This is a genomic window from Paracoccus denitrificans (genome assembly GCF_900100045.1).
Classification (GTDB): Bacteria; Pseudomonadota; Alphaproteobacteria; order Rhodobacterales; family Rhodobacteraceae; genus Paracoccus; species Paracoccus denitrificans.
Genome location: NZ_FNEA01000003.1, coordinates 152038 through 177218, shown reverse-complemented (window position 1 = coordinate 177218; position 25181 = coordinate 152038). Strand labels below are relative to the sequence as shown.

Here is a 25181-nt window from a genome sequence, read left to right as displayed (position 1 = left end):
CATGAACCTGCTGTTTTCCAACGACCGGCTTGGTGAATATCCGCCCAGCCTTTACGCCGCGACCCGCGATCCGCTGCCCGCCTTTCCCCAGCAGCGGGGCGAGGAGCGCGCCGACGTGGTCGTGGTCGGCGCGGGCTATACCGGGCTTTCCGCCGCGCTGCACCTGGCCGAGGCGGGGCGCGACGTGGTGGTGCTGGAGGCGCATCGCGTCGGTTTCGGCGCGTCGGGACGCAATGGCGGACAGCTCGGCTCGGGCCAGCGGCTGGAGGTCGATGATCTGGAGAGCATGGCGGGCGTCGAGACCGCCCATCGCCTGTGGGACATGGCCGAGGAGGCCAAGCGCCTGACCCGTGACCTGGCGGCGCGCGCCGGCGTGTCGGTGGCCGACGGCATCGCCCATGCCTTTCGCAAGCCCGTCGAGTTCGATCATGCCCGCGCCATGGTCGACAGGCTGTCCCGCGATTACGGCTATGACCGGATCGAGGTGCTGGATCGCGATGCCTTCCGGGCGCTGGTGCCCTCGGATGCCTATGCCGCCGGCGAGCTGGACCACGGCGCCGGGCACCTGCATCCGCTGAACCTGGTGATCGGCATGGCACGCCTGGCGGATGCCGCCGGGGCGCGGATTCGCGAGTTGAGCCACGTCCATCACATTCGCCACGCCCGCAAGCCCGGCGAAAAGAGCGTGGTGCAGACCGGCAAGGGCCGGGTGATCTGCGATCACGTCATCCTTGCGGCCAATGGCTATCTGGGCAATCTCGACACCCATGTCGCCGCCCGCGTCATGCCGATCAACAATTTTATCGTCGCGACCGAACCCTTGGGCGCGCGCGCGGCCGAGGTGCTGACTAGGCCCATCGGCGTGCATGACACGAAATTCGTGGTGAACTACTGGCGGCTCGACCCCGAGACCCGGCTGATCTTCGGCGGCGGCGAGAATGTCAGCTATCGCTTTCCCACCGACATCGCCGCCAAGGTGCGCAAGCCGCTGCTGGAAATCTATCCCAACCTTGCCGATGTGGCGCTGACCCATGCCTGGGGCGGCACGCTGGCGATCACCATGAACCGGATGCCCTGCTTTGCACGGCCGGCGCCGAATTGCCTGTCGGCCAGCGGCTATTCCGGGCATGGGCTGGCGCTGGCGACCTTGGCGGGCAAGCTGATGGCGCAGGCGGTGCAGGGGCAGAGCGAGGGCTTCGACACCATGGCCGCCCTGCCCTCGCCCTCTTTTCCCGGCGGCGCCGCGCTGCGCTGGCCGCTGCTGGTCACCGGGATGAGCTGGTATTCGCTGCGCGACCGGCTGGGCTTCTAGCTTTCCGGCCGTTCCCTTTCCGCCAGTTCGCGCTCGCGCCGCAGCTTGGCGCGGGCGATGCGCTCGGCCATCTGCTTTTCGCGGTGGCGGTGATAGGCCTTGATCAGCGGCACGGTCATGTAATGCGCCGCGACCGAGACCGCGAGGCCGGGCAGGACGCCCCCCACCGCATAGGGCAGGAATATCTGCTCGTTGAATTGCAGCAACTGGTCCCAATGCGCCGTGCGTTCCGCGCTCAGCGGTGCCAGCAGGTTGTTCCACAGCTCGCTGCCGGCGCGGGTGAATTCGTCAAAGATCAGATGCGGGGTGAACTTGCCCTCGACCCCCAGCATCCAGCGCCCCAGCCCCACCGAGGTCAGCGCGATGAAGGGCGTGGTCAGCGGATTGCCGACGAAGGTGCCCAGCAGCGCCGCCAGGATATTGCCGCGGATCAGCCAGGCCAGCGCCGCCGCGCCCATGAAATGAAAGCCGAAAAACGGCGTGAACGAGATGAAGATGCCGCAGGCCCAGCCGCGCGCCACCCGATGCGGCTGGTCCGGCAGGCGGCGCAGCCGATGCAGCACGTATTTCGACGCCCGCTTCCAGCCCGAGCGCGGATAGAACATCTCGGTCCACATCTGAGCATAGCTCAGCGGCTTGCGTCTCTTGAACATGCCGCCGCGCCCTCAGTTCATATGGGCGGAAGGATCCCGGATGCGCGAGACCTGGGCCACGTCGCTTTCGGTTTCCAGCGCGGTCAGCAGCGCATGCAGATGCTCGCGGTCGCGCAACTCGACCTCGACTCGCAGGCGATAGAAATCCGGCTTGCGATCGATGAATTCCAGATCCGAGATATTCGCCCCCTGCGCGCCGATCAGCGTGCAGATGCGGCCCAGCACGCCGGCATCGTGGCGGATGGTCAGGGACAGCATGGTCGAATAGGCCGCCGGGTGCTGGCCCTCGCGCCAATGCAGGTCGACCCAGCGTTCCGGGCTGTCCTCGAACTCGGCCAGCACCGGGCAGTCGATGGCATGGATCACCACGCCCTTGCCGCGATAGGTGATGCCGACGATGCGCTCGCCCGGCAGCGGGTTGCAGCAGGGCGCGCGGGTGAATTCCTGATCCGCCTCCAGCCCCGCCACCGCGCGCCGGGCGTCGATCTCGCTGCGCTTTTCGGCGAGCTCGGGGTAAAGCGTGGTCAGCACGTCATGGGCCGAGATCTCGGCGCTGCCGATCCGCGCCAGCAATTCGTCCGTATCGGGCAGCGCCATGGTCTTGGCGGCGGTGCGCAGCGCCTTGTCGCTGACCTTGCGCCCGACATGTTCGAAGGCCACCCGCACCAGTTCCGAGCCGAGGCGGATGAAGCGGGTCCGGTCCTCTTGCCGCAGCGAGCGGCGAATGGCCGCCTTGGCCCGGCCGGTGACCACGATGTCGAGCCAGGTCGCCTGCGGGCGCTGGCCCGAGGCCGAAATGATATCGACCGACTGCCCGTTCTTGAGCCGGGTCCACAGCGGCACGCGGATGCCGTCCACCTTGGCACCGACGCAGGACGACCCCAGCCGGGTATGGATCGCATAGGCGAAATCCAGTGGCGTCGCGCCCTTGGGCAGCGGGATCACGTCGCCCTTGGGCGTGAAGCAGAACACCTGGTCGGAATACATTTCCAGCTTGACGTGTTCCAGGAACTCGTCGTGATCCTCTTCGCCGAAACGCTCGGTCAGGCTGGCGATCCATTCGCCCGGATCGACGGCAAAGGGGTTCGCCGTGCGCACCCCGTCACGATAGGCCCAGTGCGCGGCCACGCCCGCCTCGGCCACTTCGTGCATCTGGCGGGTGCGGATCTGCACCTCGACCCGCTTGCCGTCGCGGCCCGAGACGGTGGTGTGGATCGAGCGGTAGCCGTTCGCCTTGGGCTGGCTGATGTAATCCTTGAACCGGCCCGGCACCGCGCGCCAGCGGTGATGGATCACGCCCAGCGTGCGATAGCAGTCCGGCTCGGTCCGGGTGATGATGCGAAAGCCGTAGATGTCGGACAGGCGCGAGAAGGAAAGCTGCTTTTCCTGCATCTTGCGCCAGATGCTGAAGGGGCGCTTGGCGCGGCCATAGACATCGGCCTCGATCCCCTCGCGCTCCAGCTCGGCGCGGATATCGGCGGTGATCTTGGGGATCACGTCGCCGGATTCGCGCTGCAGGCTGACGAAGCGGCGGATGATCGAATTGCGCGCTTCGGGATTGATGACCTTGAAGGCCAGGTCCTCCAGTTCCTCGCGCATCCATTGCATGCCCATGCGGCCGGCAAGCGGCGCATAGATGTCCATGGTCTCGCGCGCCTTCTGCGACTGCTTGTCGGGGCGCATGGACTTGATCGTCCGCATATTGTGCAGCCGGTCGGCAAGCTTGACCAGGATCACGCGAAGATCGCGCGACATAGCCATGAAAAGCTTGCGGAAATTCTCGGCCTGCTTGGAATGCGCGCCCGAGAGTTGCAGATTGGTCAGCTTGGTGACCCCATCGACCAGATCGGCGATCTCGCGCCCGAAGATATGCGCCACCTCGGCCCAGGTCGAGCGGGTGTCCTCGATCGTGTCATGCAGCAATGCGGTGACGATGGTGGCATCGTCCAGCCGCATTTCGGTCAGGATGGCGGCGACAGCGACGGGATGGGTGAAATAGGGCTCACCCGAGTGCCGGAACTGTCCTTCATGCATGCGACGCCCGTATTCATAGGCGTTGCGGATCAGTTCGGCATTGGTGCGCGGGTTGTAATTGCGGATAAGCGCGATGAGGTCTTCGACGTCGATCATGATGTGCCGAAGACCTTTGGATTCAGTTCCTGCCCTGCGCTTCCAGCATCATGCGCAGCATGCGCTCCTCCGACTCTTCGTCGGCGGGTTTCGGACGATCCATCTCGGCACCCAGCAGCAGCGCCATCGCATCCTCTTCGGGCTCATCGACCTCGATCTGGGTCTGCTGGGCCTCGATCATGCGCTCGCGCAGATCGTCCACGGGCTGGGTTTCGTCCGCGATCTCGCGCAGCGAGACGACGGGATTCTTGTCGTTGTCGCGATCGACGGTCAGCGGGCTGCCGGCAGCGATTTCGCGTGCGCGATGGGCAGCCAGCATCACCAGGTCAAAACGGTTCGGAACCTTATCGACGCAATCTTCGACTGTAACGCGGGCCATCGGTCACCTTATCAGCTGGAATCGGGGTGCAGGGGCGAGGCCGGATATGTGGGCGCCCGCAGCGGAAATGTCAAGCACTTGCAGGCCGAATCCCCGCCAAAGCCTCGGGCGGCAGGGCGGCCAGCATCTGCGCCACGCTGCGTCCCAGGCGCGGATGCATCCAGTTCGGCGCGATCTCGGCCAGGGGCGCCAGCACGAAACCGCGGTCCTGCAGGCGGGGATGGGGCAGGATCAGCCGGTCGGGCGCGCGCAGCGGCTGTTCTTGAGGCGGCAGGCTGCGCCAATGGTCCTGCTCTGCGGCATCGGGCAGGACCAGATCGCCATGGGCCAGCAGGTCCAGGTCCAGCCCGCGTGCCTGCCAGCGCCGGCCTTCGCGGCTGCGGCCCAATATTTTCTCGATCATGTGCAATTCGTGCAGAAGTTGTTCGGGCGGAAGATCGCAGCGAAATGATGCCGCCGCATTCACATATTCGGGACCCGAACCGGCAGGAAAAGCCGGCGTTGACCAGAATCTGCTGACGGCGACCGGCACAACCGCAGGTAATTTCAATATGTTGGACAACGCAAAACGCAGCCCTTCCAGCGGCAGACCTGCCGAACTAGGCAGGTTTGCACCCAGGGCCACGAGGGCTAAGTTGTCTTTCTGATTAGGGTTTCGAGACATTTCGGGGGAATCGTGTTCTACAAGGACGACCGGCTGGCGTTGTTCATCGACGGGTCGAATCTTTATGCTGCGGCAAAATCGCTGGGCTTTGATATCGACTACAAGCTGCTGCGGCAGGAATTCGAAAGGCGCGGCAAGCTGATCCGCGCCTATTATTATACGGCATTGCTGGAGAACGAGGATTATTCACCGATTCGCCCGCTTGTCGATTGGCTGCATTACAACGGGTATTCCATGGTGACGAAACCCGCGCGCGAATATACCGACGCGCTGGGTCGCCGCAAGGTCAAGGGCAACATGGATGTCGAACTGGTGATCAACGCCATGGAACTGGCACCGCGCCTGGATCATGCGGTGCTGTTTTCCGGGGACGGCGACTTCCGGCCCCTGGTCGAGGCGCTGCAACGCCAGGGCGTGCGGGTCTCGGTGGTCTCGACCATGCGCAGCCAGCCGCCGATGATCGCCGACGAATTGCGCCGCCAGGCCGATAATTTCATCGAGCTGGACGCGCTGCGCGACATCATCGGCCGGCCGCCGCGCGAAGCCGCCCCGCAGGAAAGCTGAACCGGCCCGCAAGTCCCGGGCCGGCTTCGGCCGGCGTGGCGGCTAGCGCTCGGTCAGCTTCAATTCGATGCGGCGGTTCTGGGCGCGGGCTTCGGGCGCGTCGCCCTGCGCCACCGGACGGGTATCGGCGAAACCGGCGGGCGCGAGGCGGGTCGCCGGAAAGCCTAGGTCGTCCACCATATAGCGCACCACTGCCAGCGCCCGCGCCTGGCTGAGTTCCCAGTTGTCGCGATACCGCCCCTGCCCCGACAGCGGCAGATTGTCGGTATGGCCGTCGACGCGGATCATCCAGTCGATCTCGGGCGGGATGTCGCCGGAGATCTGTTTCAGCATGTCCGCCACCCGCGCCACCTGTGTCCGGCCTTCGGGCGACAGTGTCGCCTCGCCCGGCGCAAACAGCACCTCCGAGGAAAAGACGAAGCGGTCGCCCACGACCCGCACCCCCTCGCGCCCGGCGAGGATCTGCGACAGCCGTCCAAAGAATTCCGACCGATAGCGCGCCAGATCCTTGGCCTCGGCTTCGGCCTTGCTGCGCGCCTCTTCCTCCAGCGCGCGGCGCTTGCGTTCCTCTTCGGCGGCGCGCAGCAGGGCGACGTTCAGCTGCCGGCCCAGATCCTCGGCGCGCAGATCGGCTTCGCGGCGCTCCTCTCCGGCGGCATCCAGCACGGCGCGCAGGCTGCCCAGCTGGCTGTTGAGCTGCGCCACCTGCTGGTTCAGCGCCGCAAGCCGGCGTCGGTCCTCGACCGACAGCGCCTCCTGCTCGGATAGCTGCTGCCGGGCCAGGGCCAGCAGGGCGGCCTGCTTCTCGGCCTCGCTGGCCCGGGCCTCGGCCTGCTCGTCCAATTCCTGCTTGGCGGTCTCGGCGGCGGCCAGCAGGGTCAGGGTTTCCTCGGCCTGCTTTCGCGCCGCCTCCAGTTCCAGCATGGTGGCGTCCAGTTCGGCGTCGGACTTTGCCAGCCGCTCGCGCAGTGCCTCGGCCGCGGCGGCATCGGCCAGCCGGGCCGCCTCGGTCTCGTCCAGTTGCTGCCGGGTTTCGGTGTTCCGGCGCCGCAGGTCGCCGATCAGCGCCTCCAGCGCCTCGCGCCGGGCGGCGGCCAGTCGCGCGGCCTCGGTCTGGGCGTCGATCTCGGCCCGCGCGGCCGTTACGGCCTGTTCGGAGCGCCGCAGCCGCTCGCGCTCGGCACCCAGGTCGCGGTCCAGCGAGGCCGCCCGCGCCTGCGAGGTGGACAGCGCATCCGAAAGCTCGGCCACCTGCCGGCCCAGCTGATCGAGTTCGCTGTCCTGCGTGGTGATCTGGTCGCGCAGCACCGACTGCACCAGCAGAAAGATGGTCAGCACGAACATCATGACCATCAGAAGCGCCGTCATCGCATCGACGAAGCCCGGCCAGATCGTGGCGGAAAAACGGTTGCCGCTGCCCCGGCTAAGTCCCATCGCCGCGCTCCAGGCTGCGGATGGCGCGGGTCAGCGCGGCCAGATCGCTGCGCAGCTCGGCGACCAGCCCGTCGCGGCCGCTGGCCGTTTCCTCGACCAGCCGGCCCAGTTGCACGTCGATCGAGCGCAGCCGCATCCGCGCCTCGGGATCGTCGCCCGAGACGGTGCCGGGAACCGGCCGCTGCGCACCAAGCTCGAGGATGCGGTCCTGCCCCTCGGCCAGCCGCTCCAGCACGCGGATCAGCCGGGAATTGTCGGGCGCCCCGGACTCGGCCAGTGTCGCCAGCCGGCCCTGCCCCTCGGCCAGCCTTTCCAATGCCTCGCCCAAGGCCGCGCCGTCGATCCCCGGTTGCGGCGATGCCTCGGCCAGGGCCGCAAGCCGTGCCTGGCCTTCGCCGACCCGCTCCAGCACCGCCAGCAGTGCCGGATCATGGCGCGGCGCATCGGCCAGCCGGTCAAGCAGGGCGACCAGATCCGGGTCGCGGCGCGGCGCGGCCAAGGCGCCGATCGCCTGCTCGACCCCGGTCAGCGCCTGCGCCGTCGCCTCGCGTTCGGCGGCCAGCGTCTCGCCCAGCCGGTCGCGATCCGAGCCGAGCAAGCCGGCCAGCCGCTCCACCCCCTCGGCCAGCGCCAGCGAGCGCTGGTCGGCGGCCGCGGCCTCCTCGTCGCGCAATTCGTCGCGGCGCAGGTAGAACTCCTGCAAGCCCGCCATCTGCGCCTCGACCCGCTCGATGAAGCCGGCCAGCGCCGCCTCGCCCAGCCCCTGCCCTTCGGCGCCGCCCAGGCCGATGCGGGTGAACCCCGACATCCACTCCTCGAGCTCGCGATAGAAGCGGTTCTGGCCATGGGCGACGAACAGCTCCAGCAGCCCGACCACCAACGAGCCCGCCAGACCCAGCAGCGAGCTGGAAAAGGCCGTGGCCATGCCGCCCAACTGCGATTCCAGCCCGGTCATCAGCTTGTTGAAGACCTCGAGCCCGGTCTCGCCATCCTGCGGCGCAAGGGCTCGGATCGTGTCCACCACGGCGGGCACCGTGGTCGCAAGCCCGTAGAACGTCCCCAGAAGGCCCAGGAAGATCAGCAGGTTCGCCAGATAGCGGGTGATGTCGCGGGCCTCGTCGATCCGGGTCGCCACCGATTCCAGGATCGAGCGCGAGGATTCGGTCGAGATCGCGCCGGCGGCTGGCCCGCGCTGGCCCAAAAGCGCGGCCAGTGGTGCAAGCAGCCGTGGCGCGTCGTCCGGCCCGGCCGGTTCGGGGGCGCTGACGCCGCGTTCGGCGGCATTGCGGCGACGGGCGGCGAAACGCTCGATCCAGCTGACCGATTTCACCAGCTCGGCCACCTGCCAGAAGCAGCCCAGCACGCCCATGACGAAGACGGCGAGGATCAGCCCGTTCAGGTATTCGTTCGAATGAAAGATCGAGACGATCCGGCCATAGGCGAACCAGGCCCCTGCCACGACCAGCACCAGCACGATCAGCATCAGCAGGATCTGCCGCACCGGCTGCGAGAATTGCGGCTGCGAAGGACCGGTTCCGCCCGCCCCCCCCTCGCGCGTCGCCGCCAGCCGGGCGGCACGAGAGCGGCGGCCTTCCGGCGCGGCGGGCGGATCTTCGGGCGGTTCAGCGTCGGTTCGGGACAAGTTCGACCCCCTTGCAGCTTTCGGCCCGACTGTAGAGGGCGGACCCGCGCCTGCCAAGCGTCGTCGCCGGGTCGGATCATCGCTATTCCCGGCCGGGATGCAGCAAGCCGCGCACCTGCCGCGCCAATTCGTCCATGGCGTGGTCCTCGATGCCCATCTGCGCCAGGTGCCGGGCGGTATTGAACAGGTAATCCGCGTTCGGCCCCCGCCCGCCCTGCGCCCGGGCGATGATCCGGGCCTGTTCGTGCAGGTCCAGGGGGCCGGCATATTGGTCATGGTCGCGGCGGATCACATAGGCGACCGCCTCGACCGCGCGGCCGTCCTCCAACACCAGGGGCAGAGACAGTTCCGCATAGGCGTTGGTCGTCAATTCGCGCTCGCGCAGGGCGGCCAGCGTCTCCTCCCATTCCGGCTCGGCCACGCGCAGCGCCAGGCCCCGGCAATGCGCGCCCGGCTCGGCGTCCAGGCCCAGGACCAGCCCGGGCACCTCGCTGGTGCCGCGATAGACGACCGAGCGCAGGCAGAAGCTGCGGGCATAGCCGTCGAGCCGCGCGGACACCATCTCGGCCACGGGAAAGCCCGGATCCCACATCAGCGAGCCATAGGCAAAGACCCAATGCTCCCGCCGTTCACCCATTCTTTACCCCGACGCCCTAGATAATCCGGTCAGGAAAAACTTAGGACAGCATGGCCGGCGTTCCAAGACGCCATGAAAACCACGAGGACAGGATGCGCCGATTGCTTGCCCCTTTGATCGTTCTTGCCCTGATCCTGGGCGGGCTCTGGCTGGGCGGCGAAAGCCTGCTGGCGCAGCAACTGCGCCGGATCGCGGCCCAGGAGCCCATGGCGGCCCTGGGTGCGGCGCAGGAATTGCGCGACCCTCGGCGGATCGGGGTGCGGGTTTCGGCGCTGGAATTGCAGACCGGGGCCGGCCGGATCGAGCTGCCGCAGGCCGAGCTTTGGCTGACCCCCTTGCGCCCGACCACGCTGCGGCTGGCCCTACCGCCCCGCGCGGTGCTGGACCCCGGCTCCGGCCCCTTGGAACTCGGGCTTGCCGATGCCACCGCCCGGCTGCGCGTTCAGCCGCTGAACGGGCTGGGCATGGCCTCTGCCGGGATCAGTGCCGGCGTGTTGACGATTGAGGGGACAGAACTGGCAAAAGGGCTGCAAGCCGATGCGGAACTGGCGGCGCTGGACGCGAATGCGCCGCCCGATGCGGCCGCGGCCTACGACCTGGACCTCACCCTCGACGATCTGGAGCCCGGCCTGTTCGCGACCCTGCCCCTGCCGGGCCGGCTGAGCATGAACGCCACCGGCCGGGTCTGGCTGGACGCCCTGCCCCGGCCCTCGACGCTTACGCCCGATCTGGCACCGCTGCCGGTCGGGTTGCAGCTTGACGATGCCGAATTGCGCCTGGGCGCGGTGCAGGCACGCATCCTCGGCCGGGTCGAGGCGGATACGCAGGGCCGCGCCCAGGGCCGGGTCGTGCTTTACACCCGGGATGCGAAACCGCTCTTGCAGGCCGCGGCCACGGCCGGGCTGATCCCGCCCAAGGTGGTGACGCTCGCCGGGACGATGCTGAAGAACATCTCGGACCTGCCGCTGCCCGAGAATGCGGGCTTCAGCTTTCCGCCCCCTGCCGAGGGCGAGCTGCGCCTGCCGCTGAGCTTCGCCGACGGCAAGACGAGCCTTGGCCCGGTGGTGTTGGGTCCGGCCCCGGCCTTCCCGCGCCGCTAGGGCTTGGCGACCTCGCCCGCCGTCAGGCTGCGGCCGAAATCCGGTGCTGCGGTATCCTGCCCGGCCTCGATGATGCCGCGGCGGATCGCACGGGTGCGGGTGAAGTAATCGTGCAGATGCGCGCCGTCGCCCATGCGGATCGCGCGCTGCAGCACGAAAAGCTCCTCGGTAAAGCGGCCCAGGATATCCAGCACCGCCTCCTTGTTCTGCAAGAACACGTCGCGCCACATGGTCGGGTCCGAGGCGGCGATGCGGGTGAAGTCCCGAAAGCCCGCGGCGGAATATTTGATGACCTCGCTTTCCGTCACCCGCTTGAGGTGATCGGCCACGCCCACCATGGTATAGGCGATCAGGTGCGGCGTATGACTGGTCACCGCCAGCACCAGGTCGTGATGCGCCGCATCCATCCGCTCGACATTGGCACCCATGGCGCGGATCAGCACCGACAGCCGCTCGACAGCCGCCGGATCGCTGCCCTCGACCGGGGTCAGCAGCCACCAGCGATTGCGAAACAGCGCGGCAAATCCCGAGTGCGGACCCGAATGCTCGGTCCCCGCCAGCGGGTGGCCGGGGACGAAATGCACGCCCGGGGGCATGTGCGGCGCCACCGCCTCGATCACCGCCTGCTTGACCGAGCCCACGTCGGTCACGGTCGCGCCCGGCTTCAGATGCGGCGCGATCTCGGCCGCGACCGCACCCATGGCGCCGACAGGCACCGCCAGCACCACCAGATCGGCGCCCTCGACCGCTTCGGCGGCGGTCTCGGCGACGCCGTCGACCAGTCCGATCTCGCGCGCGGCCGCGCGGGTCTCGGGGCTGCGGGCATGGCCGATCACCTCGTCCGCCAGCCCCGCCTCGCGCATGGCCAGCGACATCGAACCGGCGATCAACCCCAGCCCGATCAGGGCGACGCGCTCATAGATCACGGCCATCAGCGGCTCTCCGCGCGCTCGGCCATGTACTGGCCGATGACATGGGCCACGCGCCGGCACGAGGCCTCGTCGCCGATGGTGATGCGCAGGCAATGCGGCAGGCCGTAGCCGGCGACACGGCGCACGATCAGCCCCTGGGTCTTGAGATACTCGTCGCAGGCCCCCGCGGTCTCGGCATCGGCAAAGCGCGCCAGGATGAAGTTCGCGCAGGAAGTATCCGAGGGCACGCCCTTCTCGGCCAGGGCTTCGGCCAGCCAGGCGCGCATCCTCGCATTCTCGGCCTGGCAGCGGGCGATATGCTCGCGGTCGCGCATGGCGGCCTCGGCCCCCTCCAGCGCGACGTTGGACAGGTTGAAGGGCCCGCGGATGCGGTTCAGGACATCGACGATCTCGCGCGGCCCGTAGCCCCAGCCGACCCGCAGCCCGCCCAGCCCGTAGATCTTAGAGAACGTCCGGGTCATGAACACATTGGGCAGCCGCGTCGCCAGCTCGGCGCCGCCGTCGTAATCCCCGACATATTCGGCATAGGCCGCATCGACCACCAGGATCGCCTGCGGCACGGCGCGGGCCAGCCGCTCCAGCTCGGGCAGGCCGACCATGGTGCCGGTCGGATTGTTCGGATTGGCGACGAAGATCAGCCGGGTGCGCGGGGTCGCCCCCGCGATCAGCGCGTCGATATCGGTCACCCGGTCGCGCTCGGCCACCTGCACAGGGATCGCGCCCGCGGCATGGGCCGAGATGCGATACATCAGGAAACCATGCTCGGTGAACAGCACCTCGGTCCCCGGCCCGGCATAGGCCTGGCAGAGGAAATGGATGATCTCGTCCGAACCCACGCCGCAAATGATGCGGTCGGGATCAAGCCCATGCACCTCGCCGATGGCGCCGCGCAGCCCGGCATGGTCGGTATTGGGATAGCGATGCAGGCCATGGGCGGCACGGATCACCGCCTCGCGCGCCTTGTCCGAAGGCCCGAAGGGGTTCTCGTTCGAGGAAAGCTTCACGACGTTCTCGACCCCGGCCACCTTCGAGGCCCCGCCTTCGTAAAGCGAGATCTCCATGATACCGGGTTGCGGAGCGATGGTCGTCTGGTTCTGCGACATGGCGGCCCTCTTGCAAGCCCGGCCGTCTTAGCGCCCGCAGCAAGGCTTGGAAAGCCTTCGCGCGCCCCCGCCGGCTTTCACCGTTTCCCAAATACCCCTGCGACGGTGCAGGCGACGCGCGCAGGCCGCCGGTCTTCCGCACGGCTTCTTCGTTCCTCAAATACTCAAGCAAGGCCGCAGCCAGCCCGGCACCGCCATCACTCGGCTGCCAGCGCCTTTTCCAGCTCGGGCAGGAAGCGGTTCGTGTAGTCCTCGCGCACCAGCGGACCGGCATGGCGATGGAGGATGCGGCCCGAACCGTCGATGATGAAGGTCTCGGGCGGTGCGGTCACGCCCCAGTCGATCGCCACCCGCCCGCGTGGATCGGCGGCCAGCGCATGGAACGGATCGCCATGCTCGGACAGGAACCCCAGCGCCGCGCCCTCGGGATCCTTCAGGTCCACGCCATAGACCGGCAGCCGGGCCGAAAGCTCGGTCAGGGTCGGATGTTCGGCGCGGCAGGGCGGGCACCAGCTGGCCCAGAAGTTCACCAGCTTCACGCCCGGCTGGCGCAGCATCTCGTCGGTCAGTTGCACCTTGCCCGGCAGCGTGGCCTCGCCGACCGAGGGTGCCTCGCGCCCGATCATGGCCGAGGGCAGCGCGTCGGGATCGTCGCGCAACAGCGCCCAGCCGGACAGCCCGGCGAAACCGGCAAAGATCGCTACCGGCAGCAGCATCATGGGCGAGAACCTAGCCACGGCGCTCATGCTCCTGCAATTCGCGGCGGGCGCGGGCATTGGCCAGCACGGTCTGGACGACGATGCCGATCAGCAGCACCAGGCTCGCGCCATAGGCGGCCAGGACGGTTCCGGCATATTTGCCAAGTTCGGTCATGCGCGGTTCTCCCTTGCCAGCAATGCGGCCAGACGGCGGCGGCGGATCTCGGTCCGGGTGCGGATCAGCAAAAGCGCCAGGAACAGCAGGAAGAATCCCGCCATGGTCAGGTAGAGCGGATAGCGATAGACCGCCGCCATGCGCTCGCCTGGCGCCATCGACAGCGAGGCCCCCTGGTGCAGCCCTTGGTTCCAGAAATTCACCGCATAGCGCGACAGAAGCGCGAAGACCGAGCCGACGAGGCACAGCACCCCGGTCAGGTCGGCGGCGCTGTCCGGGTTCTCGACCGCCTCCCACAGCGCCATGTAGCCCAGATAGAACAGGAACAGGATCAGGAACGAGGTCAGGCGCGGATCCCATTCCCACCACGTTCCCCACATCGGCTGGCCCCAGATCGCCCCGGTGATCAGCGCGATCAGCGTCATCACCGCACCCACCGGCGCCGCGGCCTTGGCGGCCAGCGCGCTGACATGGTGGCGCCGGATCAGCCAGATCAGCGAGGTGACCAGCATCATCAGCCAGATGTTGATCGCCATCAGCGCGGCGGGCACATGCAGGAAGATGATCTTGACCGTCGCGCCTTGCTTGTAGTCCTCGGGGGTCAGGAACCCCCAGACCAGCCCCGTGACGGTGCAGGCGGCCGCCCCGGCCACCACCCATGGCAGGATGGCACCCGAGGTGCGCATGAACTTGACGGGGTTGGCATATTCCCAGATCGACATGTTTGCTTCCTAAATCGGGCACGCCGCCCGCTCAAGTGGCCAGTGGTCGCATTCACCGCAGATTGACGCGCAGCGCTGCGGCTGCGGCGAAGGGCGCCAGCGCCAATGTGGCCAGCGTGATCGCCGCCAGGAAGACCAAAGCCGTCATCGGATCGGCCCCTGCGGCACCCCGTCGCACCGCCTCGGCCCCGAAGATCAGCGTCGGCACGTAAAGCGGCAGCACCAGCAGCGACAGCAGCAGCCCGCCGCGGCGCAGCCCCACCGTCACCGCGGCGCCAAAGGCGCCCAGCATCGACAGCGCGGGCGTGCCCAAGAGCAGCGAGGCCACGAGCCAGGGATAGGCCGGTCCCGGCAAGTGCAGAAGCAGGCCGAAGACCGGCGCCGACAGCGCCAGCGGCAGGCCGGTCACCAGCCAATGCGCCAGCGCCTTGATCGCCACCGCGCCCTCCAGCGGCAGGGGCGCCGTGGCCAGCAGGTCCAGGCTGCCATCCTCGAAATCCAGCGCGAAGATGCGGTCGAGGGACAAGAGACACGATAGCAGCGCCCCCACCCACAGGATGCCCGGCGCGATGCGCGAGAGCGTGCCGCCCTCGGGCCCGACGCCAAAGGGAACCAGCGTGCAGACGATCAGGAAAAACGCCAGCGCAAGGCCGAAGCCCCCGCCCGCGCGCGTGGCCAGCCGCAGGTCGCGGATCAGCAGCGCCTTCATCCGCCCATCCTCATCCAAATGCCTCGTTGAAGCCGGCCGGCCGCGATTGCCGGCGCAGCTCGCTGGCGCGGAAGGGGCCAAGCTCAAGGATCTCGGCCTCGGGCAGGCCCAGGTCGATATGGGTGGCGATCACCGCCGCCCCGCCCCGGCCCAGATGGGCGCGCAGCATGGCGGCGAACAGCGCCACCGAATCGCGGTCGAGCGATACCGTCGGCTCGTCGAGCAGCCAGACCGGGCGGCCCGTCACCATCAGCCGCGCCAGCCCCAGCCGCCGCTTCTGCCCGGCGGAAAGCGCATGGGCCGGACGGTTGGCCAGATCGCGCAGGTTCATCGCCTCAAGCGCGGCGTCGATATTCCGGCCGCCGAAGATCTCGGCCCAGAAGCGCAGGTTCTCGGTCACGGTCAGCGCCGGTTTCAGCCCGTCGGAATGGCCGGCATAGGCGATGGCATCAGGTGCTGCCTCGATCACGCCCGAGACCAGCGGCTGCAACCCTGCCAGGGTGCGCAGAAGCGTCGTCTTGCCGATGCCGTTCGGCCCGCGCAGCACCAGCGCGCCGCCGGCGTTCAGGTTGAAGCAGACGCCTTCGACGGCACGCAGCCCGCCCCGCGCCACGGCCAGGTCGCGGACGGCAAGCAGGTTCATAGCGGGACCAGCGCACAGGCCACGCGCCGGCCTTCGGACAGCGTGACGTTGTAGCTGCGCGCGGCCGAGGGCGAGTTCATCGGCTCGACCATCACCCCGGCTTCCTCCAGCGCGGCGGTCAGCGCGCGCGGAGGAAAGGCGATATCCGCCCCCATGCCCAGGAACAGCACATCCACCCGGCCGGCCAGCGCCAGCAAGGCGGCGCGATCCTCGAGCCCGCCCCAGGGCTGCACGCCCTCGGCGGTGACGATCACCGCACCATGATGCACCACGCCGCCGACGCGAAAGAAGCCGGGGCCGTAGCCGTCCACCGGCACGGCCCCCGCAAATTCCGTCGGCAGCATCGTCGGCATCAGGGCGCGTCCCGGAAGGCGGCGGGAATGTCCTCGCCCGGTGCCTTTTCGCTGGGACCGGGCTTGGACCAGTCGCGCTTGACGCCCAGCCACAGCACGATGTTCTTGGCGACATAGATCGTCGAATAGCAGCCGACGATCACGCCCCAAAGCATGGCGATGACGAAGTCGCGGATCACGTCGCCGCCAAAGATCAGCATCGCGGTCAGGGCGATGCCGGTAGTGACGGCCGTCATGATCGTGCGCGACAGCGTCTCGTTGCAGGTCAGGTTCATCAGGTCGAGCAGCGGCCGCGTCTTGTACTTGATCAGGTTCTCGCGCAGCCGGTCGAAGACCACGACCGTATCGTTGCACGAAAAGCCCAGCGTCGTCAGCAGCGCCGCGATGGTGGTCAGGTCGAAGCGCAGCTGGAACAGCGAGAACAGCCCGACCGTCAGCAGCACGTCATGGATCAGCGAGATCACCGCCCCCAGCGCGAACTGCCATTCGAAGCGCAGCCAGATGTAGAACATGATGCCGATGGTCGCCGCGCCCACGGCGTAAAGGGCGGTCTTGATCAGCTCGCCCGAGACCTTGGGACCGACCGATTCCACCGCAGCGAAGGCCACCTGCGGGTCGACGGTCTTCAGCGCTGCCTCGATCTCGTTCAGCTGTGCGGGCGTGACCGAGCCGGTCTCGTCCGTGGTGCCGATGCGGATCATCGCGACATGCTTGGTCTCGCCGAAGCTGGGGTCGAATACCTCGGTGATCGAGACGTCGCCCAGGTCCAGATCGCTCATCGCCTGCCGGTATTCGCCGACCTCGAAGGCCGTCGGGCTTTCGGTGCGGATGGTGGTGCCGCCCTTGAAGTCGATGCCGAAGTTCAGCCCCATCACCAGCAGGACAAGGACCGAGCCGACCATGGCCGCGGCCGAGACGCCGAAAGTCAGCCACTGCCAGCGGAAGAAGTTGAAGGATGTGTTGTCGGGAACGAGTTTCAGACGAAATGCCATGGTTCTGTTCCCTTACAAGATCAGTTCTTTGGGCTTGCGCCATTCCAGCCAGAACACGATCATCAGCCGCGTCAGGTAGATCGCGGTGAAGACCGATGTGACCAGGCCGATGGTCAGCGTGACCGCAAAGCCCTTGACCGGGCCCGAGCCCAGGAAGAACATCACCGCAGCCGCGATGAAGCTGGTGACGTTGGCGTCGATGATCGCGCTCATCGCCTCGCCGAAGCCGTCGTCGATAGCCTTCACGATGCGCTTGCCGGCGCGCAATTCCTCGCGGATGCGCTCATAGATGATGACGTTGGCATCGACCGCCGTGCCGACGGTCAGCACGATGCCGGCGATGCCCGGCAGGGTCAGCGTCGCCCCCATCATCGACATGACCGACAGGATCAGGATGACGTTGACGATCACCGCGATCGAGGCGAAGACGCCGAAAAGCCCATAGCTCGCGACCATATAGGCCACCACGGCGACCGTGGCGATGATCGACGAGAGCCGGCCCGCATCGATCGAATCCTGGCCAAGTTCGGGGCCGATGGTGCGCTCTTCCAGGAAGGTCATCTCGGCCGGCAGCGCGCCCGCGCGCAGCAGCACGGCAAGCCGGGTGGATTCGTCGACATTCATCGCGCCCGAGATCTGCCCCGAGCCGGTGGTGATCGCCTGCCGGATCACCGGAGCCGAGATCACCTGGTTGTCCAGCACGATGGCGAAGGGCTGGCCGATATTGGACGAGGTATAGGCCCCGAACCGCTTGGCGCCCGACGGGCCAAAGCGGAAGTCGACCGCCGGCGCGCCGTTCTGGTCGAAGCTGGGCCGGGCGTCGGTCAGGTCCTCGCCGGTGACGACCGGGCTTTCCTCGATGACGTAATAGACGCCGGGCTCGTCCATCGAGGGCAGCAGCACGTTGCCGGGCCCCGGGCGGGCATTGGCGTCGGCGATGCGGCTGACCACCGGGTTGAAGGTCAGCTTCGCCGTGGTGCCGATCAGCTCCTTGAGTTCTTCGGCCGAGCCGATGCCGGGCACCTGGATCAGGATGCGATCCTTGCCCTGGCGCATGATCGTGGGTTCGCGCGTGCCGACCTCGTCGATGCGGCGGCGGATGATCTCCAGCGACTGCTGCACGGTGCGATCATCGGTCGCGGCCTTTTCCGCATCCGAAAGCTGCACGTTGAGCCGGTTGCCGCTGGCCGAGATCGCAAGATCGCTCTGCCCCGCGCCGGTCAGCGAGGCGACCGGGGTGGCAAGGCCGCGGGCGATCTCGACCGCCTTGGCCATTTGTTCGGGATTGCCGATCTCGACCGCAAGCTGGCCCTCGGGCGCCTGGACGCGGCGGACGGCGCCCACCACCTCGCGCTGCGCCACCAGCGCGTCGCGCAGTTCCGGCCAGAGCGAATCCATGCGCGCCTTGTAGACATCCTGGACATGCACCTCGCCCAGAAGATGGGCGCCGCCGCGCAGGTCGAGGCCCAGGTTGACCAGCCCCGAAGGCAGCCAGTTCGGCCAGCCGGCGCGGGCCGCGGCCTCCTCGGGGGTTTCGAAACCGTTGCGTTCGGCGGCGGTGATGGCGTCGTTATGCTGCTCGACCTTGGTATAGAACAGGTTCGGCGTGGCATAAAGCAGGCCCAGGGCGACAAGGCCCAGGATCAGCAGACGCTTCCAGAACGGGATGTCCAGCATGGCGGGAATGCGGCCTTCAGCTGTTGGCGGCGGCGGGTTGGGTGCGGTTCACGAGCCCGGTCACGGTCGAGCGGATCACGCGGACCTTGACGCCGGGGGCGATCTCGACCTCCAGCTCGCCCTCGCGCACCGAGGTGACCTTGCCGATCAGCCCGCCCTGGGTGATGACCTCGTCGCCCTTCTTCAGCGCCTCGACCATGGCGCGATGTTCCTTCATGCGCTTCTGCTGCGGGCGGATCATCAGGAAATACATGATGACGAAGATCAGGATGAGCGGCAGGAACGAGGCGAGTCCTGCGGCACCGGAAGCGCCTCCGGCGGCCTGGGCATAGGCGGGGGTCACGAGCATTAAGTCTATCCCTGTGCTGTCGTCTCCGGGCGGTCCCCCGGCGGAATTGGCGCGCACCCTATCCGCGGCTCGGACCGATGGCAAGAAAGCCCGGACCGCGCGCGGGGCGTAACGCGACATGGGCGCGCCGTGGACATGGGGCCGCGCATGTGGCAGGTCAATGCGGGCCAAGCCTATCAAGGGGGATCACGATGGCTAAGGACAAGCCGACCCACCCCGCGCCGGACCATCCCGCACTGGCCCGCAATGCGGCGGACCGCACCGGCATCCGCCGGCTGCTGGCCATCATGGCCGCGCTGCGCGACCCGCAAAGCGGCTGCCCCTGGGATATCGAGCAGGACTTCGCCTCGATCGCGCCCTATACCATCGAAGAGGCGCATGAGGTCGCCGATGCCATCGTGCGCGAGGCTTGGGACGAATTGCCCGGCGAATTGGGCGACCTGCTGCTTCAGGTGGTCTTTCACGCGCAAATGGCCGAAGAAGCGGGCATGTTCGATTTCGCCGACGTGGTGGCCAGCATCTCGGACAAGATGATCGACCGCCACCCGCATATCTTCGGCGACGAATCCCGCGACAAGTCGGCCGCCCAGCAGATCAGGGACTGGGAGGCGATCAAGGCCAGGGAACGCGCCGCCAAGGCCGAAAAGGGCGTGCTGGACGGGGTGGCGCTTGGCCTGCCGGCGCTGACCCGCGCGGTCAAGCTGCAGAACCGTGCCGCCCGCGTCGGCTTCGACTGGCCCGGCCCCGCCGAGGTGCTGGACAAGATCGTCGAGGAAACCCGCGAACTGGCCGAGGCCAGGGAGAGCGCCGATCACGCGCATTTGACCGAGGAATTCGGCGACCTGATGTTCGTGATGGCGAATCTGGCCCGGCATCTGGAGATCGACCCGGAAGAGGCGCTGCGGCTGGCCAATGCCAAGTTCACCCGCCGCTTCCGCTCGATCGAAGCCGCGCTGGCCGCCCAAGGCCGCCGCCCCGAGGACAGCGACCTGGCCGAGATGGACGCCTTGTGGAACGAGGCCAAGGCTGCCGAACGCGCCTGATCCCTTGGCCGCCCTGCCAGGGATCAAGCCGCTGCGCCTGGTGCGCGACCGGCCCGACCGGCTGGTCATGCAGGTCCGGCTGGATGGCCGCACGGCCTGGCTCAAGCAATTCTGCGGCACCGATCCTGCGGCCAGCGTGGCGCAGGCCCAGGCGAGGCTGCGACAGGCGGCTGAGGTGCTGGGCCAGGATCTCGATGCCGTCGCCCCGCCCCTGCTGGCGCTGCCCGAACGGGGCATTCTGATCACCGCCCCGGCACCGGGCCAACCCATCGCGCAACTGCTGGCCGGGGCCGACGATGCGCAGCGCGCCGCGCTGATCGCCCGCATGGGGTCGTGGCTGCGTCAACTGGCCGGCACCACACGCACCCGCGGCAGATTCGGCCCGCGCTTCTGGCTGAACGGGCTAAGGACGCGGATCGCCGCGGCCTCGGGCGACTGGATCGACCGCGACCTGGTGGCCGGCCATATGCAGCGGATGCGTGCCGAAGCCGAGCTGCTGCGCGGCGCCGAGGTCGAGCGCGGGCTTTGCCATGGCGACCTGACGCCCGACAACCTGTTTGCCGACACTCCCCGTCCCGGCGTGCTGCGGCTGACCGCCATCGACATGCAGGGCAGCGCGGTGATGGCGCTGGCCCGCGACATGGCGCGGCTGCTGGTCTGGCTGGAAAGCCGGCGCGAAAAGCCGGCGGAGCGGGTGCGGGACGGGATCGCCCTGCCCGACTGGCTGGCCTTGTCCGGGGTGCGGGGCCTGATGGCCTCGGATCAGGCACCGATCCTGCGCTTCCTGATCGGAGAGGTGATGCTGGCCTATTATCTCGACAGCGCGCGCCAGCCGCTGCGTCGCCGGGCATTGATGCGGGCGATGCGGGACTGGGCCGTGCAGGAGGGCACGGTCAGGCCGGTGCCATGACCTCGGCCAGCGCGGCGTCATAGACCGCCAGCGCCTCGGCCCGGTCGCGGGCGCGCGACGCGCCTTCGGAGAGTTGCCGCCGCCAGCCGCGTGCGCCGGGCCGGCCGTGGAACAGGCCCAGCATGTGCCGCGTCGCCTGGTGCAGCCGCCCGCCCGTTGCCAGATGCGCCTCGACCAGATCGCGCAGCGCCCGCGCCGCCTCCAGCGGATCGGCAAAGCGTGGCTCCTCGCCCCAAAGCCGGTCGGCCTGTCCCAGCATGTCCCAGGGCTGGTGATAGGCCGCGCGCCCGATCATGACGCCGTCCATCGCCGCCAGATGATCGCGCACGGCGTCAAGCGAGGCGATGCCGCCGTTGATCGACAGGTGCAGGTCCGGGAACGCCTGCTTCATGCGATGCACCAGCGGATAATCCAGCGGCGGCACCTCGCGATTCTCGCGCGGGGACAGGCCCTGAAGCCAGGCCTTGCGGGCATGGACGGTCATGCGGCGCACGCCCGCCTCGCGCATGCGGGCGATGAAGTCGGGCAGCACCGCCTCAGGGTCCTGTTCGTCCACGCCGATGCGGCATTTCACCGTGACCTCGACCGGACTGGCGGCGATCATCGCCGCGACGCATTCGGCGACCAGTTCGGGCCGGGTCATCAGCACGGCGCCGAAACAGCCCGACTGCACCCGGTCGCTGGGGCAGCCGACGTTCAGGTTGATCTCGTCATAGCCCCAGTCGGCGCCGATCCGCGCCGCCTCGGCCAGTTGCGCCGGGTCCGAGCCGCCCAGTTGCAGCGCCACGGGATGCTCGCCCGCGTCGAAATCCAGAAGCTTTGCCCTGTCGCCGTAAACCAGCGCGGGAGCGGTGACCATCTCGGTATAAAGCAGCGCGCGGCGCGACAGCAGCCGGTGGATGCGGCGGCACAGGCTGTCGGTCCAGTCCATCATAGGCGCAATAGCAAGTCTATGTGCTTGATATTTCGTCATTTTTACAGTAGTATCAACTCATTGCGCGGCGGCGTGTGCACTCTAATTTACGACCCAATACGCCCCTTTTCGCCACGTTTCGACCGCGCACTGCACACATAGAGCACACGAAATGGCGACCATATCAAAGCTTCCTTCGGGCTCCTGGCGAGTCCAGGTCAGACGTAAAGGGCACTACATCAGTGAATCCTTCCTGCGCCGCGGTGACGCGGAGCTTTGGGCGCGGACCGTTGAGGGCAAGATCGATCGGGGGGAACCTATACACACTCGCGTTGCCGCGGCCAAGACATTCGGAGACCTCATTGATCTTCACAGAGCGGATCTGGCGGACGTCGGGAGAACGCTCGGCAGGTCGAAAGCCGCAAGCCTGGATTTTCTTGCACTGCGCCTCGGGGCGTTGAAACCCGCCGAGCTCGGCCGGGAAAAGCTCGTCGAGTTCGGTCGTCAGCGCGCCAAAGAAGGGGCCGGCCCGGTAACGGTTGGCATCGACCTCGGATACATCAAGACGATCCTTTCGCATGCTGCCGCCGTTCACGGCATCATCGCACCAACCGAAGGAGTCGATCTCGCTCGGATTGCGCTCACCCGGCTCGGACTGGTGGGCAAAGGCAACGAACGGGATCGTCGGCCGAGCGAAGAGGAGATCGACGCGATCCTGAAGGCGCTTGAAAGCAACCCACGACAGTTCATCCCCGTAGCGCGCGTCGTTCGTTTCGCCATCGCGACGGCCATGCGACAAGATGAAATCTCTCGGGCGCGATGGGAAGACTACAACCCTCGAACCAAAATGCTGCTCATCCGGGACCGCAAAGACCCTCGCCGCAAGACGGGCAACGACCAACGCATCCCGCTGCTGTCCGTTTCTGGTTTCGACCCCTGCGCGTTGATCGAAGAACAACGTGCGCTGGTGGGCAGTCGCGGCAGAATCTTCCCTTACAACGGACGCTCAATCGGCACGGCATTCCGACGGGTCTGCCGTACCTTGGGCATCGAGGATTTGCATTTTCATGATCTGCGCCACGAAGCGACCAGTCGACTGTTCGAGGCAGGCTTCACCATTGAACAGGTTGCCCTTGTCACCGGGCACAAGGACTGGAAAATGCTGCGCCGCTACACCCACATCCGCCCAGAGGGTCTCCATGCGCTCGCGGCAAGCAGGGTTGCCTAGCCTTAGCACATCTGGAAATGACTTCTGGCGGCTCACATCGCTGCAATCTCGGCACAGATAGTGCCACCACCGATCATTCCCCCGTCGCGCCATGCCAAGGGAACGGCACCGTATGGCCGCTTTCTTCGAAACGACGCTCGAAATCCTGCGCGACCTCCTCCACCGTGATCGCGGCGAATTGCGCCAGCAGCCGTGTCTCGGCCTCTGCCAGCGTCGCATCGAGCCGCGCGTCGACCGCCTGCTCGACCAGACAGGGCGACGGATCCGCCTGCGGTCCAATGTTGAACAGCGGCGGGTGGCCGACCGCCTCGTAGACGTCGCGCAAGCTGATCTCGGCCAGCGGGCAAGCAAGCTGCCAGCCACCGCCATGACCCTTTTCCGACGACACGATCCCCCGCTCGCGCAGCCCCGCCATCATCCTGCGCACCACCACGGCGTTGGTCGAGATCATCTGCGCGATCTGTTCCGAAGTGGCACGCCCGACATGTCGGTCCATGTGGATCAAGACGTGCAGCATCCGGGACATACGAAGATCGCGCGCCATGGGGTTTCCTTTCCTTGCCTCTTCAGGCTCCTTAGCAGCACTCACGTAACAATGAAAGTTTCATGTCTTGAAATGGCGCGCCAAATCACGTAACTTTCAGTGATACATTAAGGGGAACCACCATGGATCACGATGTTCTCGTCATCGGCGGCAGCTTTTCCGGACTTGCCGCCGCGATGCAGCTTGCCCGCGCCCGTAGACGCGTCTGCGTTCTCGACACCGGCGCACCCCGCAACCGCTTTGCCGCCGCCTCTCACGGGTTTCCCGGGCAGGACGGGCGTCCCCCGCAGGACATCCGCGCCGCGCTCAGACACGAACTCGCGGTCTACCCTACTCTGTCCTTAAGGGACGGCGCGGCGGTCTCGGCTGCGCGCGAGGGGAACGGATTTCGGGTGGCCTTGGCAGAGGGCAGAGACATCACCGCGCGGCGGCTGGTCCTGGCCTTCGGTGTGCGCGACAGCCTGCCCGATCTGCCAGGTCTGTCCGAACGCTGGGGAGCCACAGTGCTCCATTGCCCCTATTGCCACGGCTATGAGCTGAACGGCGGGCCGGTCGGCGTTCTGGCGCGCGGCGAGGCGGCGCTGCATCAGGCGATGCTGCTGCCCGACTGGGGGCCGACCACGCTCTTCACGCAAGGGGCGCTCGTGCTGACTAGGGAACAGCGGCAGGGGCTGACCGCCCGGGGCGTCACGGTCGAGAAAACGCCTGTCGCGGCGCTGATCGGCACCGCCCCGGCGCTTGACGGGGTGCGGCTGGATGACGGGCGAGAGATCGCGCTGGCGGGGCTGTTCCTGGCGCCGGACACAGCGCCCTCCTGCGATTTGGCTGCACAGCTAGGCTGCACCATGAAGGACGGACCAACCGGCCCCTATGTGGCCGTCGATCCGATGCAGGCGACCAGCCAGCCCGGCGTCTTCGCCGCCGGCGACCTTGCCAGCCCCATGCCCAATGCCACGATCGCCGCGGCCGCGGGCGTGATGGCAGGCGGCGCCGCGCATCGCTCGCTGATCTTCGATCCCGATCTGACCGCTGCGGCCTGAAGGAGCATCGCCATGCACCAGACCACACGAGACTTCTGGAATGACCGCTACCGCCAAAAGACCGGCGAAACCTCTGGCAAGCCCGGCCTCGTTCTGTCCCAGTTCGCCGGTCCGCTGGCGCCGGGGCGTGCGCTGGAGATGGGCTGCGGCCGGGGGGACGACGCGCTCTGGCTGGCCCGGCAGGGCTGGCAGGTGACGGCGGTGGACGTCTCTGCTGTGGCGCTCGCCTATGCGGCTGATAGCGCCAGCCGCGCCGGACTGGCCGGGACGGTCCAGTTCGAAGAGCACGATCTGGCCGAAACCTTCCCTGAAGGCATGTACGACCTCGTCGTGGCCAGCTTCCTGCAATCACCGCGAGACTGGCCGCGCGCGCGTGTGCTGGCCCGGGCGGCAGGCGCGGTGTCCACCGGCGGACACCTTCTGATCACTGAACACGCTTCGCACCCGCCGGGATCCAAGGCAACCGAGGGCACGATTTTTCCCACCGCTGAGGAGACGCTGGCTTCGCTCGCGCTCGATCCCCGTCAGTGGCGGAGGCTTTGCGTCTGTGCCATCGCGCGCATGGGAACCAGAGACGAAGTTCAGGGCGAAACGGTCGAGGACAACGTGATCTTCATGGAACGGCTGGGTTAGGC

28 protein-coding genes are annotated in these 25181 nt (G+C 67.5%); 8 read left to right on the top strand and 20 right to left on the bottom strand.

Going from position 1 to position 25181, the window contains the following annotated elements; all coding sequences use genetic code 11:
* Position 1 precedes the first annotated feature (1 nt).
* Entirely contained in the window at positions 2–1312 is a 1311-nt protein-coding gene (locus BLT64_RS03335) for an NAD(P)/FAD-dependent oxidoreductase (protein ID WP_011747717.1), read from the top strand.
* Here the strand turns inward: BLT64_RS03335 and BLT64_RS03330 are convergent.
* The 4 genes from BLT64_RS03330 to folK form a co-directional block, all read right to left on the bottom strand.
* The gene (locus BLT64_RS03330; RefSeq protein WP_011747718.1) at positions 1309–1965 is read right to left on the bottom strand and encodes a DUF2062 domain-containing protein; all 657 of its coding nucleotides are present in this window, start codon (positions 1963–1965) and stop codon (positions 1309–1311) included. The genes BLT64_RS03335 and BLT64_RS03330 overlap by 4 nt on opposite strands.
* 12 nt (positions 1966–1977) lie before the next feature.
* A complete protein-coding gene (locus tag BLT64_RS03325; RefSeq protein WP_011747719.1) occupies positions 1978–4095 on the bottom strand; it encodes a RelA/SpoT family protein in 2118 nt (705 codons plus the stop codon).
* A gap of 22 nt (positions 4096–4117) precedes the next feature.
* A complete protein-coding gene (gene rpoZ, locus BLT64_RS03320) occupies positions 4118–4474 on the bottom strand; it encodes a DNA-directed RNA polymerase subunit omega (protein WP_011747720.1) in 357 nt (118 codons plus the stop codon).
* 70 nt (positions 4475–4544) lie between these two features.
* Positions 4545–5138, bottom strand: coding sequence for a 2-amino-4-hydroxy-6-hydroxymethyldihydropteridine diphosphokinase (gene folK / locus BLT64_RS03315; RefSeq protein ID WP_074810335.1), 594 nt, complete (start codon positions 5136–5138; stop codon positions 4545–4547).
* A gap of 12 nt (positions 5139–5150) precedes the next feature.
* Between folK and BLT64_RS03310 the strand changes: the two genes are divergently transcribed.
* Complete coding sequence (locus BLT64_RS03310; protein WP_011747722.1) at positions 5151–5702, top strand: LabA-like NYN domain-containing protein; 552 nt, start codon at positions 5151–5153, stop codon at positions 5700–5702.
* A 42-nt stretch (positions 5703–5744) separates the two neighbouring features.
* Here the strand turns inward: BLT64_RS03310 and BLT64_RS03305 are convergent, their stop codons facing one another.
* The 3 genes from BLT64_RS03305 to BLT64_RS03295 form a co-directional block, all read right to left on the bottom strand.
* Positions 5745–7136 carry a peptidoglycan -binding protein gene (locus tag BLT64_RS03305; RefSeq protein ID WP_011747723.1) on the bottom strand — a complete coding sequence of 464 codons (1392 nt, stop codon included), beginning with the start codon at positions 7134–7136 and terminating at the stop codon, positions 5745–5747.
* Positions 7126–8778, bottom strand: a complete 1653-nt coding sequence (locus BLT64_RS27805; protein ID WP_041529843.1) for a hypothetical protein — start codon at positions 8776–8778, stop codon at positions 7126–7128. Before BLT64_RS27805 ends, BLT64_RS03305 begins: the two co-directional genes overlap by 11 nt.
* An 82-nt stretch (positions 8779–8860) precedes the next feature.
* Positions 8861–9415 carry a gamma-glutamylcyclotransferase gene (locus BLT64_RS03295; RefSeq protein WP_011747725.1) on the bottom strand — a complete coding sequence of 185 codons (555 nt, stop codon included), beginning with the start codon at positions 9413–9415 and terminating at the stop codon, positions 8861–8863.
* A 92-nt stretch (positions 9416–9507) separates the two neighbouring features.
* Here BLT64_RS03295 and BLT64_RS03290 point away from each other — a divergent pair, with 92 nt between their 5' ends.
* Positions 9508–10515 carry a DUF2125 domain-containing protein gene (locus BLT64_RS03290; RefSeq protein WP_041529844.1) on the top strand — a complete coding sequence of 336 codons (1008 nt, stop codon included), beginning with the start codon at positions 9508–9510 and terminating at the stop codon, positions 10513–10515.
* Here the strand turns inward: BLT64_RS03290 and BLT64_RS03285 are convergent.
* The 11 genes from BLT64_RS03285 to yajC all read right to left on the bottom strand — a co-directional run bounded on the left by BLT64_RS03285 (position 10512) and on the right by yajC (position 18868).
* Positions 10512–11447: a prephenate/arogenate dehydrogenase family protein gene (locus BLT64_RS03285; protein WP_011747727.1), complete on the bottom strand. Its 936-nt coding sequence runs from the start codon at positions 11445–11447 to the stop codon at positions 10512–10514. The genes BLT64_RS03290 and BLT64_RS03285 overlap by 4 nt on opposite strands.
* A complete protein-coding gene (hisC, locus tag BLT64_RS03280) occupies positions 11447–12550 on the bottom strand; it encodes a histidinol-phosphate transaminase (protein WP_074810332.1) in 1104 nt (367 codons plus the stop codon). Before hisC ends, BLT64_RS03285 begins: the two co-directional genes overlap by 1 nt.
* 197 nt (positions 12551–12747) lie before the next feature.
* Positions 12748–13266: a DsbE family thiol:disulfide interchange protein gene (locus tag BLT64_RS03275; RefSeq protein ID WP_011747729.1), complete on the bottom strand. Its 519-nt coding sequence runs from the start codon at positions 13264–13266 to the stop codon at positions 12748–12750.
* Between the two features lie 13 nt (positions 13267–13279).
* Positions 13280–13423 (bottom strand): heme exporter protein CcmD, encoded by a 144-nt coding sequence (gene ccmD / locus BLT64_RS03270; protein WP_041529845.1) that lies wholly within the window; start codon positions 13421–13423, stop codon positions 13280–13282.
* Positions 13420–14145: a heme ABC transporter permease gene (locus BLT64_RS03265; RefSeq protein WP_011747730.1), complete on the bottom strand. Its 726-nt coding sequence runs from the start codon at positions 14143–14145 to the stop codon at positions 13420–13422. Before BLT64_RS03265 ends, ccmD begins: the two co-directional genes overlap by 4 nt.
* A gap of 52 nt (positions 14146–14197) precedes the next feature.
* Entirely contained in the window at positions 14198–14854 is a 657-nt protein-coding gene (gene ccmB / locus BLT64_RS03260; protein ID WP_011747731.1) for a heme exporter protein CcmB, read from the bottom strand.
* Between the two features lie 10 nt (positions 14855–14864).
* Positions 14865–15497 carry a heme ABC exporter ATP-binding protein CcmA gene (gene ccmA / locus BLT64_RS03255; protein ID WP_011747732.1) on the bottom strand — a complete coding sequence of 211 codons (633 nt, stop codon included), beginning with the start codon at positions 15495–15497 and terminating at the stop codon, positions 14865–14867.
* A complete protein-coding gene (locus tag BLT64_RS03250; protein WP_011747733.1) occupies positions 15494–15850 on the bottom strand; it encodes an Mth938-like domain-containing protein in 357 nt (118 codons plus the stop codon). The genes ccmA and BLT64_RS03250 overlap by 4 nt, the downstream gene beginning before the upstream one ends.
* Positions 15850–16842 carry a protein translocase subunit SecF gene (secF, locus tag BLT64_RS03245; RefSeq protein WP_011747734.1) on the bottom strand — a complete coding sequence of 331 codons (993 nt, stop codon included), beginning with the start codon at positions 16840–16842 and terminating at the stop codon, positions 15850–15852. Before secF ends, BLT64_RS03250 begins: the two co-directional genes overlap by 1 nt.
* Before the next feature lie 12 nt (positions 16843–16854).
* Entirely contained in the window at positions 16855–18519 is a 1665-nt protein-coding gene (secD, locus tag BLT64_RS03240; RefSeq protein WP_011747735.1) for a protein translocase subunit SecD, read from the bottom strand.
* 16 nt (positions 18520–18535) lie between these two features.
* Complete coding sequence (yajC, locus tag BLT64_RS03235; protein WP_011747736.1) at positions 18536–18868, bottom strand: preprotein translocase subunit YajC; 333 nt, start codon at positions 18866–18868, stop codon at positions 18536–18538.
* Between the two features lie 287 nt (positions 18869–19155).
* Between yajC and mazG the strand changes: the two genes are divergently transcribed.
* Together mazG and BLT64_RS03225 are read left to right on the top strand one after the other, a co-directional pair.
* A complete protein-coding gene (gene mazG / locus BLT64_RS03230; protein WP_241663489.1) occupies positions 19156–19911 on the top strand; it encodes a nucleoside triphosphate pyrophosphohydrolase in 756 nt (251 codons plus the stop codon).
* A 4-nt stretch (positions 19912–19915) separates the two neighbouring features.
* Positions 19916–20821, top strand: coding sequence for a phosphotransferase (locus BLT64_RS03225; RefSeq protein ID WP_011747738.1), 906 nt, complete (start codon positions 19916–19918; stop codon positions 20819–20821).
* Here the strand turns inward: BLT64_RS03225 and dusA are convergent.
* Positions 20805–21755 carry a tRNA dihydrouridine(20/20a) synthase DusA gene (dusA, locus tag BLT64_RS03220; protein ID WP_049792309.1) on the bottom strand — a complete coding sequence of 317 codons (951 nt, stop codon included), beginning with the start codon at positions 21753–21755 and terminating at the stop codon, positions 20805–20807. The two genes, BLT64_RS03225 and dusA, sit on opposite strands and share 17 nt — an antisense overlap.
* A gap of 151 nt (positions 21756–21906) precedes the next feature.
* Here dusA and BLT64_RS03215 point away from each other — a divergent pair, with 151 nt between their 5' ends.
* Positions 21907–22962, top strand: a complete 1056-nt coding sequence (locus BLT64_RS03215) for a site-specific integrase (protein WP_011747740.1) — start codon at positions 21907–21909, stop codon at positions 22960–22962.
* A gap of 73 nt (positions 22963–23035) precedes the next feature.
* On the opposite strand, the gene BLT64_RS03210 is transcribed toward BLT64_RS03215, so the two are convergent.
* Complete coding sequence (locus BLT64_RS03210) at positions 23036–23506, bottom strand: RrF2 family transcriptional regulator (protein WP_011747741.1); 471 nt, start codon at positions 23504–23506, stop codon at positions 23036–23038.
* 122 nt (positions 23507–23628) lie between these two features.
* On the opposite strand from BLT64_RS03210, the gene BLT64_RS03205 reads away from it, so the two are divergent.
* Both BLT64_RS03205 and BLT64_RS03200 read left to right on the top strand, forming a co-directional pair.
* Entirely contained in the window at positions 23629–24546 is a 918-nt protein-coding gene (locus BLT64_RS03205) for an NAD(P)/FAD-dependent oxidoreductase (RefSeq protein ID WP_011747742.1), read from the top strand.
* A 12-nt stretch (positions 24547–24558) separates the two neighbouring features.
* A complete protein-coding gene (locus BLT64_RS03200; protein WP_074810325.1) occupies positions 24559–25179 on the top strand; it encodes an SAM-dependent methyltransferase in 621 nt (206 codons plus the stop codon).
* The last annotated feature ends 2 nt before the right edge of the window (positions 25180–25181 follow it).

Coding starts and splice junctions, on each gene's coding strand:
- BLT64_RS03200 (WP_074810325.1), top strand. CDS start 24,559: ATGCACCAGACCACACGAGACTTCTGGAATGACCGCTACCGCCAAAAG.
- ccmB (WP_011747731.1), bottom strand. CDS start 14,854: ATGAAGGCGCTGCTGATCCGCGACCTGCGGCTGGCCACGCGCGCGGGC.
- BLT64_RS03205 (WP_011747742.1), top strand. CDS start 23,629: ATGGATCACGATGTTCTCGTCATCGGCGGCAGCTTTTCCGGACTTGCC.
- ccmD (WP_041529845.1), bottom strand. CDS start 13,423: ATGACCGAACTTGGCAAATATGCCGGAACCGTCCTGGCCGCCTATGGC.
- secF (WP_011747734.1), bottom strand. CDS start 16,842: ATGGCATTTCGTCTGAAACTCGTTCCCGACAACACATCCTTCAACTTC.
- folK (WP_074810335.1), bottom strand. CDS start 5,138: ATGTCTCGAAACCCTAATCAGAAAGACAACTTAGCCCTCGTGGCCCTG.
- BLT64_RS03330 (WP_011747718.1), bottom strand. CDS start 1,965: ATGTTCAAGAGACGCAAGCCGCTGAGCTATGCTCAGATGTGGACCGAG.
- ccmA (WP_011747732.1), bottom strand. CDS start 15,497: ATGAACCTGCTTGCCGTCCGCGACCTGGCCGTGGCGCGGGGCGGGCTG.
- BLT64_RS03305 (WP_011747723.1), bottom strand. CDS start 7,136: ATGGGACTTAGCCGGGGCAGCGGCAACCGTTTTTCCGCCACGATCTGG.
- yajC (WP_011747736.1), bottom strand. CDS start 18,868: ATGCTCGTGACCCCCGCCTATGCCCAGGCCGCCGGAGGCGCTTCCGGT.
- BLT64_RS03290 (WP_041529844.1), top strand. CDS start 9,508: ATGCGCCGATTGCTTGCCCCTTTGATCGTTCTTGCCCTGATCCTGGGC.
- BLT64_RS03275 (WP_011747729.1), bottom strand. CDS start 13,266: ATGCTGCTGCCGGTAGCGATCTTTGCCGGTTTCGCCGGGCTGTCCGGC.
- rpoZ (WP_011747720.1), bottom strand. CDS start 4,474: ATGGCCCGCGTTACAGTCGAAGATTGCGTCGATAAGGTTCCGAACCGT.
- dusA (WP_049792309.1), bottom strand. CDS start 21,755: ATGATGGACTGGACCGACAGCCTGTGCCGCCGCATCCACCGGCTGCTG.
- BLT64_RS03295 (WP_011747725.1), bottom strand. CDS start 9,415: ATGGGTGAACGGCGGGAGCATTGGGTCTTTGCCTATGGCTCGCTGATG.
- BLT64_RS03325 (WP_011747719.1), bottom strand. CDS start 4,095: ATGATCGACGTCGAAGACCTCATCGCGCTTATCCGCAATTACAACCCG.
- secD (WP_011747735.1), bottom strand. CDS start 18,519: ATGCTGGACATCCCGTTCTGGAAGCGTCTGCTGATCCTGGGCCTTGTC.
- hisC (WP_074810332.1), bottom strand. CDS start 12,550: ATGTCGCAGAACCAGACGACCATCGCTCCGCAACCCGGTATCATGGAG.
- mazG (WP_241663489.1), top strand. CDS start 19,156: ATGGCCGCGCTGCGCGACCCGCAAAGCGGCTGCCCCTGGGATATCGAG.
- BLT64_RS03335 (WP_011747717.1), top strand. CDS start 2: ATGAACCTGCTGTTTTCCAACGACCGGCTTGGTGAATATCCGCCCAGC.
- BLT64_RS03285 (WP_011747727.1), bottom strand. CDS start 11,447: ATGGCCGTGATCTATGAGCGCGTCGCCCTGATCGGGCTGGGGTTGATC.
- BLT64_RS03250 (WP_011747733.1), bottom strand. CDS start 15,850: ATGCCGACGATGCTGCCGACGGAATTTGCGGGGGCCGTGCCGGTGGAC.
- BLT64_RS03215 (WP_011747740.1), top strand. CDS start 21,907: ATGGCGACCATATCAAAGCTTCCTTCGGGCTCCTGGCGAGTCCAGGTC.
- BLT64_RS03265 (WP_011747730.1), bottom strand. CDS start 14,145: ATGTCGATCTGGGAATATGCCAACCCCGTCAAGTTCATGCGCACCTCG.
- BLT64_RS03210 (WP_011747741.1), bottom strand. CDS start 23,506: ATGGCGCGCGATCTTCGTATGTCCCGGATGCTGCACGTCTTGATCCAC.